The sequence below is a fragment of the Mesorhizobium sp. KR1-2 genome, from assembly GCF_040045035.1.
GTDB lineage: Bacteria > Pseudomonadota > Alphaproteobacteria > Rhizobiales > Rhizobiaceae > Pseudaminobacter.
On the sequence record NZ_JBDZDS010000002.1, the window covers coordinates 253,157 to 267,184 of the forward strand.

Here is a 14,028-nt window from a genome sequence, read left to right on the forward strand (position 1 = left end):
GAAACGGTTGTAGGGCTGTTTCGATGCCTATCATAAACCCCATCGCCGGGCGGCCCAAAGGATTGAACCGGACAGGTCGAATGACCTATAGATGAGGATCGATTTCACCAGGTTGCAGCGCAGATTATCCGATGAAAGACCAACTGGACCGCATAGACCGCAATATCCTCGCCGCCCTCTCGCGCGACGGGCGGCTTTCCATGGCCGAGCTTGCCGTGCAGGTCGGCCTCTCGAAGACGCCGGTGCAGGCGCGGGTGAAACGCCTGGAGCAGGAAGGGATTATCCGCGGCTATTCGGCGGTGATCGACCATGAGCGCATGGGCGAAGGTCATGTCGCCTTCGTGCAGGTAAAGCTATCGGACACACGCTCGGCCGCGCTGGATGCCTTCAACCGCGCGGTGCAGGGCGTGCGCGAGATCGAGCAATGCCACATGATGGCGGCGAGCTTCGACTATCTCCTGAAAGTGCGCACCAAGGATATCGCCGCCTATCGCCGCGTGCTGGGTGAACGCATATCCGCCCTGCCCCATGTGGCGCAGACTTCCACCTTCGTGGCGATGGAGACGGTGAAAGACCGCTGATCAGTTCGACAGCGTTTTCAGGAAGGCTATGAGCGCGGCGCGCTCGCGCTCGGAAATCTTGAGCGGCACGACTTCCGACTTGCCGCCCGGGCTGGCCGGCGCGCGCACATAGTGGTCGATCACCGCCTCCAGCGTCGGGATTTGGCCGGCATGCATATAGGGCGGGCGATCGGCCACGCCGCGCAGCGACGGCGTCTTGTAGGCGCGGCGCAGCTCGGGGCCGGACTTGACCATGAAGCGCAGCTCGCCGCAGGCTTCCGGCGCTGCGTCGCTGAAGTGCCCGAGGCAGTTGAACGGATCGGCAAGCAGCTGAGGCACCGCCGCCTCGCGGCCGAGATCTTCCGGCAAGCCGTCGGCCGGCGGGATGCCGGTGTTGTGGAAATGGTCGTCCGTGAAGCGCGGGCCGTTGTGGCACTCGACGCAGTTGGCCTTGCCGACAAACAGGCGCAGGCCATAAAACTCCTCGTCGGACAGCGCGGCGTCGCCCGTGGGTTCCTGGCTGACCGCGAGCGCATCGGCGAAGCGATCGAACCGGGTCTTTTCGTGCACGATCGTGCGCTCGAAGGCGGCTATGGCCTTGCCGACATCGGCAAAGACGCGGTTCACGGCATCCTGTTGCGTCTCGCTCATTCCCGCCCATGCGGCCTTGTCGGTTTCGCTGCCCAGCGGGCTTGCATTGGCCGGGACAGCGGAAAGATCGGGCAACGGCCCGAAGACGTTTTCGTAGTCCCCGGCGAAATTGGCCTTCACGAAATGAGCATAGGCCGCGCGATTGCCGCCATGCTCGCGCGCGTCCTCAAGCGGCCCCAGCGCCTGCGCCCAAAAGCTGTCGCGGCGGCCGTCCCAGAACAGGAACGGACTGCGCGCGGCATCCGCCAGCGGCATGGTGCGGCGGCTGGTGGTGGAAATGCCGACGCCGAGCGGCCGGTCGTCCTGGAAATGGCGATCGGCGACATGGCAGGTGCCGCAGGAAACGTTGCCGTCGCGGCTGAGGCGCTGATCGAAGAAAAGCGTGGCACCGAAGGCGGCGGCGGCGGGCAGATCGGCATAGCGGTTGCTCGGATCGGCCGGCAGCGGCGGCAGCGCCGAAAGCGACAGAGATGCCACCGCCTTGCGTTCGGCTTCGGTGAGGGGGGCCGGCTTGCAGCCGAGCAGGCCCGAAAGCAGAAGTGCCGCAGCCGGCAGAATGGGCAGGATGCGGCGGCTGCCGATCATAGCTTCAGGTTGAACACGGCCTCGTCGTCGCCTGCCGGAGCCGACACGGCGAACCGGAACTCCCAGGCACCACCCATGCTGAACTTGACCCCTTCGACCCTGTAGCGCCCCTCGCCAAGCTGAGCCGTGACTTCCGGGCTGGTGGGCAGACCATGCCCATGCGCCGGCATTCCGCCACTGATGGTGATGCTAGCGCCCTCGACCGGCTTGCCGTCCTGCGTCTTGACGGTGACCATCCAGGTATGGAGCTCGCCGACCTTCACCGGCGGGGCTTCCGGCTCGATGGCGACGAGATAGGTTCCGTTCTCGCTCGCCTTGCTGAGCGAGAAGCTGGGCGCGGACTCCGGCGACGGCGCCGTCTGCATACGGGTAAATGCCATCAGCGCCACGGCCAGCAGGCCGACGATCGCGACGAGATAACGCCAGTTGAAACCCACTTCCGCACTCCTTTGCCGAATCCCCCGGGCTTATGAGGCGGCAACCTAATCCCTGGTGACGGGAACGAAAAGCACCAAAGCCGCTTCTACCCGACATGGCCAGCGCAGCGGCGAGACGATAGATTGCCTATGTGGCAGAGAGGAGGAATTTATGGCGGACGGCATCGTGGCGATCGGCGAATGCATGCTCGAACTGTCGGGCCGGATCGACCACAGCTGGCGAATGGGCTTCGCCGGCGACACCTTCAACACGCTGTGGACCATCCGCGCGCTGAGCTCCAGACAAAACGTCGACTACGTCTCGGCTTTCGGCGACGATCCCTTTTCCCAGGAACAGATAAGTTTCCTGCGTGCGCACGACATCGGCATAGCCGGGAGCCCGATCATCCCCGGCGCGCGGCCCGGCCTCTATGCGATCAAGCTCGACGGTGCGGAACGTTCGTTCACCTACTGGCGCAGCGACTCGGCTGCCCGGCAGCTTGCCAGCAGCGCGGCTGCGCTGGCAAAAAGCCTTGAACAACGGACACTTGTGTATTTTTCCGGAATCACTTTGGCAATTCTGGACGCGGCCGGCCGGCACACCCTGCTGCAGGCGATCGCCCAGGCGCGGGCGCATGGCGCGCACATCGCCTTCGACCCCAACTACCGCCCTCGCCTGTGGCCCGACGCGGCCGCAGCGCGCAGCGCGATGGACGAAGCGCTGCAGGTGACCGACATCGCGCTGCCGACGTTTCCGGATGAGCAGGAGCTTTATGGCGACGCATCGCCGGAGGCCACCGCGCAGCGGTTTCAGAAGGCCGGCATCGGCGAGATCGTGGTCAAGAACGGCGAGCATGCGGCGCTGGTCTCGCATTACGAGGATACGTTCACCGTTGCGGCGACACATGTCGCCTCCCCTCTGGACACCACCGGAGCAGGCGACGCCTTCAACGGCGGCTATCTCGCGGCCCGGCTGCTGGCCCTGCCGCCCGAGGAAGCAGCCGAGCGCGCGCACCGCGTTGCGGCGGCAGTGGTGCAGGTGCGCGGCGCGCTGGCGCCGTTCGACATATTGAAGCTGGCGTTCGACCTCTAAGGCGCCGCCTATCCCACCCTGAAGCGGTATTCGGTCGTTTGGCGGTACATCTGCCCCGGCCACAGCGTGGCCTGCGGGAAATAGGGACGATTGGGCGAATCTGGCCAGACCTGCGGCTCAAGGCACAGGCCCGCATAGGGCTGGTAGCGCCTGCCGCCCAATCCCCTCGCATCGGTCGAGACATGCTGGCCGATATAGAGCTGGACGCCCGGTTCCGTGGTCCAGACCTCCATTTCCAGGTTCGACCTGGCGCCCTGCAGCCAGGCCGCCTGCCTGAGCGGCCCGCGTGCGGCGGCAAGGCAGAAATTGTTGTCGTAGGCGACCTGCTCGCCGTCCATCTGCATGCGCACGGGGCGGGCATGGCGGAAATCGTATGGCGTTTCATCGACCGGCTGCACCACGCCGGTCGGGATCATGTCGGCATCGACCGGAAGATAGGCCGCGGCAGTGAGCATCAGTCGATGGTCGAGGATGTCGCCCGTGCCGCCGTCGTCGAGGTTGAAATAGGAATGGTGCGCGAGATTGCAGAGCGTCGGCTCCTCGCAGGTGGCGGTCAATTCGACGGACAGCGTGCCGGGTATTTTCAGCCGGTAGGTGCAGCGCACGTCGAGCGCGCCGGGAAAACCCATCTCGCCGTCGGGATCATGCAGGCCGAGCGTGACGAAATCGGGCCCATGCACCAGAACGTCCCACACGCGGTGACCAAAGCCGTGCGAACCGCCGTGGAGGCCGTTGCTTTCCGGCCTGTCGGGGTCGATCAGATGGCGCCGGCCCTCGAGCGTGAAGCGGCCGCCGCGGATGCGGTTGGCATAGCGCCCTACAATGGCGCCGAAATAGGGAGAGAAGGCGGGATAGCTGGCAAAGCGCTCGAAGCCGAGCACCAGCGGCGCGTCATGGCCTGAAATGCGCAGGTCCTGGACCACCGCGCCCCAGCTGATGATTTTGGCCGAGAGGCCGCCGCCGGCAATTTCGAAGCGCCGGACGGCCTGTCCGTCATCCGTCGTACCGAAGACCTTGCCACCCGACATGCACCTCTCCGGCCAGAAATGTGTTTCGGGCGTGACCATGAGGCCACGCCCGCGACAGTGTCAAGGATCAGAGGCCGAGGCCGCCGATGCAGACGTATTTCGTGTCGAGATAGTCGTCCATGCCCTGGTGGCCGCCTTCGCGGCCAAGGCCGGATTCCTTGACGCCGCCGAACGGCGCCTCGGGCGTGGTGATCAGGCCCTCGTTGACGCCGACCATGCCATACTTCAGCCCTTCCATGACGCGGAAGGCGCGGCCGAGATCGCCGGTGTAGAAGTAGCAGGCGAGCCCGAACTCGGTGTCGTTGGCGAGCTCGATCGCCTCCTCTTCCGTCTCGAACTTGAAGACCGGCGCGACGGGGCCGAAGATCTCTTCCTTCATGAACTTCATCTTCGGCGTGGCGTCGGCGATGACGGTCGGCTCGAAGAAGGAGCCGCCCAGCGCATGGCGCTTGCCGCCGGCAACCACCTTGCCGCCATTGGCGGTGGCGTCGGCGATGAACTCCTCGACCTTCTCGACCGCGTTGACGTCGATCAGCGGTCCCTGCTGCACGCCCGCCTCGAGGCCGGAGCCGACCTTGAGCTTGTTGGAGGCGGCGGCCAGCTTCTCGACGAACTTGTCATAGATGCCCGCCTGCACGAAGAAACGGTTGGTGCACACGCAGGTCTGGCCGGAATTGCGGAACTTGGCGGTGATGGCACCCTCGACCGCGCGGTCGAGATCGGCGTCGTCGAAGACCAGGAACGGCGCGTTGCCACCCAGCTCCATCGACACCTTCTTGACCGTCGAAGCCGACTTGGCGATCAGCATCTTGCCGACCTCGGTCGAGCCGGTGAAGGTGATCTTCTTGACCAGCGGGTTGGCGCAGATTTCGTCGCCGATCTCGCCGGCCGAGCCGGTGACGATGTTGACGACGCCCTTCGGGAAGCCGACTTCCTCGCACAGCGCTCCCCAGGCGAGGCCGGAGTAAGGCGTCTGCGAGGCCGGCTTGACGACGGCGGTGCAGCCGGCCGCGAGTGCCGGGCCGAGTTTGCGCGACAGCATGGAGGACGGGAAGTTCCACGGCGTGATCGCTGCGATGACACCGACCGGCTCCTTGTTCACTAGGATGCGGCGGTCAGCCCACGGCGAAGGCACCACGTCGCCATAGGCGCGGCGCGCTTCCTCGGCGAACCACAGCACATAGGCGGCCGAGGAGCCGACCTCGCCCTTGGCCTCCGTCAGCGACTTGCCCTGCTCGATGGTGAGCAGCTCGGCCAGCGCATCCTGGTTGTCCATGATCGCGTCGTGCAGCTTGCGCAGCAGTTTCGAACGCTCGAGCGCAGACGTCTTGCGGAAGGTTTTGAAGGCCTCATTGGCGGCTTCGATGGCGCGGCGCGTCTCGGCCGCGCCCGCGCGCGGGACCGTACCGATCGTGAGGCCCGTCGCCGGGTTGATCACGTCGATGGTCTTGCCGGAATCGGCCTGAACCCATTCGCCGTTGATCAGGTTTGCCTGGCGCATGAAATGGCTGGTTTTCTGGAGCATTCGTCTCGCCTCTCGTGCGGCGCGCCGCGACGCGCCGGTTCCTCTGGAATTCGTCGTTATCGGCCGGAGAAACCTCCGCCCCGTGCCGTCGATGTTGCGCGATGTACCCAAAATATATGGTTCTCGCGGCAAGTGCGCCACCTCTAACCTGCCCGCCCCATCTGGATCAATCGCCTTGATCCATGAGCTGTATGGTCCAGCGTCAGGCGAAGGCGAACTGCGCGACGGAAAGCCAGAAGGCGGTGGTGACGACGGCGCAGGCCGTGGCGATCGTCATTTGGTTCGAGGCGAGCGCCTGGCCGGTGCCGAGCTGGGTTGCGATGAGATAGGAATTGACGCCGGACGGCAGCGCCGCCGCCGCGACCGCCACCTTGGCCGACAGGGGCGGCAGGCCGAGCAGCCAGGCCATGGCCAGCGCCACCGCTGGCATCAGCATGAGCTTCAGGCCCGAAAGCACCATGGCGGGCCTGACATTGCCCGAAATGCCGAACTTGCGCAGGCCAAGCCCCATGCCGAACAGCGCCAGGGGTCCGGCGATGCCGCCCAGCGCGTCAATCAGGCGGCCAATCAGCCCGGGCATCGGCAGCCCGGCAAAGCGCCAGACCAGCCCCGCCAAAATGCCGACGATCAGCGGATTGGTGTAGAGGCGCCGCAGGAAGTCGCGCACGATATGTAATGGGTGGACCGGCGCGTCCGCGCGCCCGCCGAAGACCTCGAACAGCACGATGGAGGCCGCCAGCATCGTCGGCAGGTGTACAGAGATGATCAGCGACAATATGTCGACCCCCTGCTGGCCGAAGACGCCGAGCATGAAGGGAATGCCGAGCAGGAGCAGGTTTGAGAAGGCCGTCGCCACGCCGCCGACCACGCCGGCCTGCGAATCCCGGCCAAAGACGCGGGTGGTGACCAGATGGCCGGCCGTCCAGGCCACCGCCGCCGCCGCAAAATAGGTCGCCCACAGGGTCCAAGGTGCCGCGCCATGGAAATCGGCATTGACCATGGTGCGAAACAGCAGGATCGGCAGCGCCACGCCGACGGCGAACTGCGACAGCGCGTCGCCGACCTCGGCTTTCAGATAGCCGGACAGGCCGGCCAGATAGCCGAGCGCGACCAGACCGAAGACGAACAGGACTGTTTCGACCAGAGGAGACATGGCCGAAGTTGATAGGTGAGCCGCGCGCGCCGCGCAATCGGTGGCGGGCTTGATCGGTGACGTCGACGCGTAAGGGAAGACACGCCCTTGCCTTTCATCCGGCTTTCCCATCCCTATATCCGCCGAACCGCCTGGGAAAATTGCATGCGCATCGTGATCGCCGTCCTGTTCCTGCTCTCCTCACTCGTGCCGTCCGCGGCGACGGAAGCGGGATGGGCGCTGCTGCGCGCCGGCGGCCATGTCGTGCTCCTGCGCAATGCCATCACGCCTGGAGGCGGCGGCGAACCGACCAATTTCGACATCGAAAACTGCGCCACCCAGCGCAACCTGTCCGACCGCGGCAAGCAGCAGGCGCGCAAGATGGGCGCGCTGTTTGCCGCGCGTGCCGAAACCGTCGAACGCGTGCTGTCCAGCCGCAACTGCAACGCGCTTGAAACCGCCCGTATCGCCTTCAACGACAAGGTCGTGGAGGCGTTCGCCGCACTCGACCTGCCGCCGCCCGGCACTGAGGTGAGCGAGGAACAGAAGCAGGCGATCCTGGAGGAAATTCGCGCCTTCAGCGGGTCCGGCAACCTTGTCCTCGTCACGCACCAGGAAGTCATTGCGGCACTGACTGGCGCGAATGCCCGCGAGGGCGAGGCGATCATCGTGCGGCCGGACGGCGAAGGGCTCCATATTCTGGGCCGAATCGTGTTCAATTGACGAGGCACGAACGCCGCATGAAATGACCTGACGGAAAGACCAGGCGAGCCGGCCACCGGCCGCGAAAGGGAGATTTGGTCTTTTCCTGCCCAAAAAAACGGATTAGAGAGCCGAACAACCCTGCGCGGAAAGGAATCCGCCCGCATTTCAAAGGAAAAGCCGTGTCCACGACATTCGAGAAAGTAGCCAAGATCATCGCCGACACGAGCGAGATCGACATCGACACCATCACGCCCGAGAGCCACACCATCGATGACCTCGGGATCGACAGCCTCGATTTCCTCGACATCGTGTTCGCGATCGACAAGGAATTCGGCATCAAGGTGCCGCTCGAGAAGTGGACGCAGGACGTCAACGACGGCAAGGCCTCGACCGACGAATATTTCCTGATGAAGAACCTCTGCGCCAAGATCGACGGTCTGGTCGCGGCAAAGGCTGCCGCCTGACCCTTGACGGGACAGGCAGCCTGACCGACAACAGCCATCCATGAGCGCCCACGACGTCGTCATCACCGGCATCGGCCTTGTCTCGTCACTGGGCGAAGGCACCGATGCCCATTGGCAGAAGCTGACCGCCGCCGACGCGGCCCCGGTAGTGGATGCCGAACGCTATTCGCCCTACTCCATCCACCCGCTGCCCGAGATCGACTGGGGCCTGCAGATCGCCAAGCGCGGCGACCAGCGGCAGATGGAGACCTGGCAGCGGCTCGGCACCTATACGGCCGGCCTTGCGCTGGACGACGCAGGCATCAAGAGCGACGAAGCCTTGTGCGCCACCATGGACATGGTGGTGGCGGCCGGCGGCGGCGAGCGTGACGAGACGGTGGACAACGCGATCCTCGCGGCTTCCGAGACGCGCAACGACCGCGACGTGCTGTTGAACGAAAAGCTGACCACCGAACTTCGGCCGACGCTTTTCCTGGCGCAGCTTTCCAACCTGCTCGCCGGCAACATCTCCATCGTCCACAAGGTGACCGGCTCCTCGCGCACCTTCATGGGCGAGGAAGGCGCCGGCGTCTCGGCGGTCGAGACGGCCGCGGCGCGCATCCGCTCGGGCCAGTCCACGCATGTGCTGGTGGGCGGCGCGTTCCAGACCGAACATCCCGACATGCTGTTGGGCTATGAGCTCGGCGGCTATCTGCACCGCGGCCAGTGGAAGCCGGTGTGGCAGCGCGAGGGCGGCCAAGGCGGCGGCGTGGTCAGCGGCTCCGGCGCGGCCTTCCTGGTGCTGGAATCGCGCGCGCATGCCGAGGCACGTGGACGCCGCATCTATGCAACGCTCGGCCCGGTCGTGTCGAACCTGACGCGCCGTCGCAAGCAGGATCTGGGCGAAGCTATCGCCGGCCTGCTCGACAAGACGAGCCTGCCCGCCAACGGCCCGCTGCTGGCGATGTCCGGCGCATCCGGCGCGCATGCCGCGACAAAGGCCGAAAAGGCAGCGCTGGAGCGCAACCCGCAACTCGTGGCGCGCGCATTCGGCACGCTGACCGGCCACATGAAGGAAGCGCAGTTCCCCTTCGCGGTAGCGCTCGCAGCACTGGCCGTCGACCGCAAGGCCGGCTACCCGGCCTTCGATGCGGCGAACGAAAAGGCCTACGACGGCGAGCCGCGCTCGGTGCTGGCGACCGCGATCGGCTATCATTATTTCGAGGGCATGGCGCTCGTTGGCGCACCCGACTGAAGCGGAAACGCACATGGCTAAGTACAACGACCATCTCGGCAGGCCCATCGTCGCCGTCACCGGCATTGGCGTCGTCACTTCGCTCGGCGTCGGCAAGGCCGACAACTGGGCGGCCCTCACCTCCGGCCGCTCGGGCATCCATGCGATCACCCGCTTTCCGATCGAGCATCTCAACACCCGCATCGCCGGCACGGTCGACTTCCTGCCGTCGAGCAACAAGGGCGCCAGCGCGCTGACCTTCGAACTCGCCGAGCGGTCCGGCCGCGAGGCTATCGAGGAAGCCGGCCTCGACACCGAGAATTTCGGCGGGCCGCTGTTCCTCGCCTCCCCGCCGGTCGAACTGGACTGGCATGACCGCTTTGCCCTCTATCTCGACGGCAAGGAGGGCAGCGCCACCGACCGCCTGTTCACGGTTGCCCGCAACCTGCCGAGCCTCGACATCTTCGAAACCTCGCAGTTCGGTTCCATCGCCGCCCGCCTCGCCGACGAATTCGGCACGCGGGGCCTGCCGATCACGCTTTCCACCGCCTGCGCATCGGGCGCCACCGCCATCCAGCTCGGCGTCGAGGCGATCCGCCGCGGCGAATGCGACCGCGCACTGTCGATCGGCGCCGACGGCTCGGCGACTGCCGAAGCCCTGATTCGCTTCTCGCTGCTTTCGGCGCTCTCTACCCAGAACGACGTGCCTGAGAAGGCCTCGAAACCCTTCTCGAAGGATCGCGACGGCTTTGTGCTCGCCGAAGGCTCGGCGGCGCTGGTGCTGGAATCACTGGAAAGCGCTGTAGCGCGCGGCGCCACCGTGCTTGGCATCCTGCGCGGCTGCGGCGAAAAATCCGACGACTTCCACCGCACGCGCTCCAAACCGGACGGCTCGCCCGCGATCGGCGCAGTGAGGGCAGCACTTGCAGACGCCGGCCTGGCCGAAGACGGCATCGACTATGTCAACGCGCACGGCACCTCGACGCCAGAAAACGACAAGATGGAGCATATGTCGCTGTCGACGGTGTTCGGCGAGCGCATGCGCACCACGCCGATCTCCTCCAACAAGTCGATGATCGGCCACACGCTGTCGGCCGCGGGCGCCATCGAGGCGGCCTTCTCGCTTCTGACCATGCGCGAAGGCGTGATCCCGCCGACCATCAACTACGACAATCCCGACCCGGCGATCGAACTGGACGTGGTGCCGAACAAGAAGCGCGACGCACAGGTTTCGACCGTGCTTTCCAACTCCTTCGGCTTCGGCGGCCAAAACACCTGCCTTGTCATGGCGCGGGAACCGGTCTAATCGACCCATCAAAAGGTTCCGGAGTGCGATGAAGCGACCCGACCGGCCGCCGCGCGCTCCGTTTTGTTATGCCGCGTGATTTTGTCCGGGCGCCGGGAGGCGCTCCGGAACCATGCTTCATGAAGGAAAAGGCCCGATGCGCGCACTGCAACTCATCGAGGATCGCAAGCTCGAGACGGTGGATATCCCCGAGCCGCCGGCACCCGCCCTCGGCGAGGTCACGCTGCGCATCAAGGCCGTGGCGCTCAACCACATCGACGTCTGGGGCTGGCGCGGCATGGCGTTTGCCAAGCGCAAGCTGCCGCTCACGGTCGGCGCGGAAGCCTCGGCCGAAGTCGAGGCTGTGGGCCCCGGCGTGACGGGCCTGGCGCCAGGACAACTCGTCTCGATTTACGGCGCACGCACCTGCGGCCTCTGCCGCCCCTGCCGCGAAGGCCGCGACAATCTCTGCGAGCACGTCTCCGGCGTGCACGGTTTCCATCTTGACGGTTTCGCGCAGGAAAAGATCAACCTGCCGGCGCGCCTGCTGGTGCCCGCCCCTCCCGGCGTCGACGCTGTAGGCGCGGCGGTCGCGCCCGTGACCTTCGGCACGGTCGAGCACATGCTGTTCGACAATGCCAAGCTTGAGCCCGGCGAGACGATTTTGGTCCATGCCGGCGGCTCAGGCATAGGCTCGGCCGCGATCCAGCTGGCCAAGAAGATGGGCTGCACGGTCATCACCACGGTGGGCTCCGACGACAAGATCGAGAAGGCCAAGGCGCTCGGCGCCGACCACGTCATCAACTATCGCGAGGAGCGCTTCGAGGGCGTCGTGCGCAAGCTGACGAAGAAGAAGGGCGTGGACGTGGTGTTCGAGCATGTCGGCAAGGACACATGGGCGGGATCCATGTTCAGCCTCAAGCGTGGCGGCCGCCTCGTCACCTGCGGCTCCACCTCCGGCGTTTCGACCGAAGTGAACCTGATGATGCTCTTCCAGCAGCAACTGAAGCTGCTCGGCTCCTTCGGCTGCCGCATGGAAAACATGGCCAACGCCATGCAGAAGATGGCGGCGGGTCTCGTGGCTCCCGTGATCGACACCGAGGTGGATTTCGGCTCCATCGACGCGGCGCTCAAGCGCATGGAAGGCCGCGACGTGTTCGGCAAGATCGTCCTGCGCGTCGGTTGAGGGCGAAGATGCGGGGCACGGCCGTGAAGGGTTTTCTTTACCGCCTGTCGCAGCGGCTCACGCAGACGCGCTACTGGCTGACGGCGCAGGTCGCCAAGGCGCTGCTGTCGCTGCTGCGTCGCCTGCCCATGGACACCGCGCTCGACTTCGCCGACCGCACCGCCCGCAGGCTCGGGCCGCTGGTCGGCCGCCACAAGGTCGCGCTCGACAATCTGCGCCACGCCTACCCTGAAAAGAGCGAAGACGAAATCAAGGCCATCGCCCTCGACATGTGGGGCAACATGGCCCGGCTGGCGGCCGAATACATCTTCCTCGACGCCATCTTCGACTACGACCCGCATGCCGAAAAGCCCGGCCGCGTCGAGGTTTCCGGCGAACGCCTGTTCGACAAGATCGCGGCCGAGGACAAGCCGCACATCATCTTCACCGGGCATCTCGGCAATTTCGAGCTGCTGCCGATTGCCGGCGCCACCTTCGGCATGAAGGTGACGGCGCTGTTCAGGCCGCCCAACAACCCCTATATCGCCGACTACATCTTCTCGACGCGACGCGCCATGATGGGCGACCTGCTCGCCTCGCGCAGGGGCGCATCGTTCGCACTGGCCCGCATCCTGGACAACAATGGCACCATCGGCGTGCTGGTCGACCAGAAATTCACTAACGGGATGCCCACGACCTTCTTCGGCCGCGCCTGCGAGACCAGCCCGCTGCTGCCGAAGCTGGTGCGCCAGTACGAATGCGACGTCTATCCGGCGCGTTGCATACGCCTGCCCGGAAACCGCTACCGCCTGGAAATCGAGGACAAGCTGGAGCTGACGCGCGACACCGACGGCAGCGTCGACCTGCAGGCAACAGCGCAATTGCTCAACGACGTGGTCGAGCGCTGGGTGCGCGAAAATCCGGGCCAGTGGATGTGGTTCCACAAGCGCTGGATGCTGAGCAATGGCCGCCGCCGGCGAGCACGCCGCAAGGCACCGGCGCAGGCCTGACCCGCCTTACCAAGATTTAATGCGCGTTGGACGCAACAAAGCCTGATTCCGTCCGTTCACTTTCCGTGGTAGGAGGGAATGCCATGGGCAAGCGGACGAAATCACAGGACAAGGCAGGCGCCACACTGTGGACGCCCTGGGGCCTGCAAGGACGCAGCGAGCGCAATGCCCGGCAGCTCGCGATCCGCAAACTGCTCAAAAAACTCGCCTCGCTCGACAAGCGCAAGTCCTTGCAGCTGGTGAAGGATTAGGCCCCGGCAAAGGCGCCTTCAGCCGCCATAATAATTCATCACCGCGTGACGCGCCTCGGCGAAGAACAGCCAGCGCTCCACGAAAACACCGGCCCAGTGCGCCAGCGCCGCAAGGGTGGCAATCGTTGTCGGCAGGGTTCCTTGCCCGCCCAGCGCCGCGAGCGTGAGCAATAGCACAACCGGTACGATGCCTCCGGCGACAACGGCGATGCGCCACAGCTTCTCGGCATGCTTGCGGGCGACCTTGAACCCCATTTCGCGCGTGAGGTAATTTTCCATCGCATGCGGCCGCTCGAACAGCCGCACGCGCCCGATATTTCCCAGGCCGGTGGCACTCTCGGGTGTGGACAGCGACTTCAGGGTTTTCATGCGTTGGCGCCAGCGCAGTTTTGCCCCCCAGGCCGCAAGGAGGAACAAAGCGGCGAGAAGCGGCAGGACGCGCGTGTTCCCCCCGCCGGCGAAGGCGAAGACGCTGGCAAGGGCAAAACCGCCGGCAGCCGCAAAAAGCAGGTAGCACGCGGGCGTCAGCCGCGTGTACCAGGCCTGCACGGACTTCAGCGAGGCGTAGATCATCGCCGTGCAGAAGACAGTGACGAGGCAGAGCATCGAGCCCAAGAGCCCCGGAAGCGCCAGATAGCGTCCCTCGAACACGCAGGCTGAGGCCGATATCAGCAGCGGCACGAAGGTGATGATGGACATCACGCCTTCGCGCGACAGCCAGCTCGAGCGCCATTGCGAAAACGCTCGCCAGGCCCGCTGCGGATTGCCCAGATGCCCCGTCGAGGACAAGAGCCCCGCTGAAATGAGCGCGAGCGCCAGCGCATGCGCGCATTTGGTCGCCGTAGCGGCCGGATCGAGCAGGCCGAGGCCGAGCACGGCCGCAAGCCCATAGCCGAGACCGGAAAACGTGGTGAAGATGATGATCGAAAAGGCTGGATGCATGGG

The 14,028-nt window shown here is 65.4% G+C and carries 15 protein-coding genes; 9 read left to right on the forward strand and 6 right to left on the reverse strand.

All coding sequences use genetic code 11. The features are described from left to right. Positions 1–131: 131 nt before the first annotated feature. Entirely contained in the window at positions 132–581 is a 450-nt protein-coding gene (locus ABLE85_RS05440; RefSeq protein WP_348791687.1) for an Lrp/AsnC ligand binding domain-containing protein, read from the forward strand. On the opposite strand, the gene ABLE85_RS05445 is transcribed toward ABLE85_RS05440, so the two are convergent. Then, the gene (locus tag ABLE85_RS05445; protein ID WP_348791688.1) at positions 582–1,796 is read right to left on the reverse strand and encodes a cytochrome c peroxidase; all 1,215 of its coding nucleotides are present in this window, start codon (positions 1,794–1,796) and stop codon (positions 582–584) included. Next, positions 1,793–2,233, reverse strand: coding sequence for a FixH family protein (locus ABLE85_RS05450; RefSeq protein ID WP_348791689.1), 441 nt, complete (start codon positions 2,231–2,233; stop codon positions 1,793–1,795). The genes ABLE85_RS05445 and ABLE85_RS05450 overlap by 4 nt, the downstream gene beginning before the upstream one ends. A gap of 151 nt (positions 2,234–2,384) precedes the next feature. Between ABLE85_RS05450 and ABLE85_RS05455 the strand changes: the two genes are divergently transcribed. Further along, a complete protein-coding gene (locus ABLE85_RS05455) occupies positions 2,385–3,305 on the forward strand; it encodes a sugar kinase (protein WP_348791690.1) in 921 nt (306 codons plus the stop codon). 8 nt (positions 3,306–3,313) lie between these two features. Here the strand turns inward: ABLE85_RS05455 and ABLE85_RS05460 are convergent, their stop codons facing one another. The 3 genes from ABLE85_RS05460 to ABLE85_RS05470 all read right to left on the reverse strand — a co-directional run bounded on the left by ABLE85_RS05460 (position 3,314) and on the right by ABLE85_RS05470 (position 7,011). Continuing rightward, on the reverse strand, positions 3,314–4,333 hold the full coding sequence (locus tag ABLE85_RS05460) for an aldose epimerase family protein (protein ID WP_348791691.1): 1,020 nt from the start codon (positions 4,331–4,333) through the stop codon (positions 3,314–3,316). Between the two features lie 67 nt (positions 4,334–4,400). Beyond that, a complete protein-coding gene (locus tag ABLE85_RS05465) occupies positions 4,401–5,858 on the reverse strand; it encodes an NAD-dependent succinate-semialdehyde dehydrogenase (protein WP_348791692.1) in 1,458 nt (485 codons plus the stop codon). Between the two features lie 202 nt (positions 5,859–6,060). After that, positions 6,061–7,011, reverse strand: a complete 951-nt coding sequence (locus tag ABLE85_RS05470; RefSeq protein ID WP_348792111.1) for an AEC family transporter — start codon at positions 7,009–7,011, stop codon at positions 6,061–6,063. 144 nt (positions 7,012–7,155) lie between these two features. On the opposite strand from ABLE85_RS05470, the gene ABLE85_RS05475 reads away from it, so the two are divergent. The 7 genes from ABLE85_RS05475 (at position 7,156) to ABLE85_RS05505 (ending at position 13,083) form a co-directional block, all read left to right on the forward strand. Further along, positions 7,156–7,713, forward strand: coding sequence for a histidine phosphatase family protein (locus ABLE85_RS05475; protein WP_348791693.1), 558 nt, complete (start codon positions 7,156–7,158; stop codon positions 7,711–7,713). Between the two features lie 161 nt (positions 7,714–7,874). Beyond that, complete coding sequence (locus ABLE85_RS05480) at positions 7,875–8,159, forward strand: acyl carrier protein (RefSeq protein ID WP_348791694.1); 285 nt, start codon at positions 7,875–7,877, stop codon at positions 8,157–8,159. Positions 8,160–8,199: 40 nt separating this feature from the next. Continuing rightward, entirely contained in the window at positions 8,200–9,393 is a 1,194-nt protein-coding gene (locus ABLE85_RS05485; RefSeq protein ID WP_348791695.1) for a beta-ketoacyl-ACP synthase, read from the forward strand. 13 nt (positions 9,394–9,406) lie between these two features. Continuing rightward, a complete protein-coding gene (locus ABLE85_RS05490; RefSeq protein ID WP_348791696.1) occupies positions 9,407–10,678 on the forward strand; it encodes a beta-ketoacyl-ACP synthase in 1,272 nt (423 codons plus the stop codon). 136 nt (positions 10,679–10,814) lie between these two features. After that, complete coding sequence (locus tag ABLE85_RS05495) at positions 10,815–11,843, forward strand: zinc-binding dehydrogenase (RefSeq protein ID WP_348791697.1); 1,029 nt, start codon at positions 10,815–10,817, stop codon at positions 11,841–11,843. 8 nt (positions 11,844–11,851) lie between these two features. Then, positions 11,852–12,832, forward strand: coding sequence for a lipid A biosynthesis lauroyl acyltransferase (locus tag ABLE85_RS05500; protein WP_348791698.1), 981 nt, complete (start codon positions 11,852–11,854; stop codon positions 12,830–12,832). 83 nt (positions 12,833–12,915) lie between these two features. Beyond that, positions 12,916–13,083: a hypothetical protein gene (locus ABLE85_RS05505; RefSeq protein ID WP_348791699.1), complete on the forward strand. Its 168-nt coding sequence runs from the start codon at positions 12,916–12,918 to the stop codon at positions 13,081–13,083. Between the two features lie 18 nt (positions 13,084–13,101). On the opposite strand, the gene ABLE85_RS05510 is transcribed toward ABLE85_RS05505, so the two are convergent. Beyond that, entirely contained in the window at positions 13,102–14,025 is a 924-nt protein-coding gene (locus ABLE85_RS05510) for a DmsC/YnfH family molybdoenzyme membrane anchor subunit (RefSeq protein ID WP_348791700.1), read from the reverse strand. Positions 14,026–14,028: the final 3 nt, after the last annotated feature.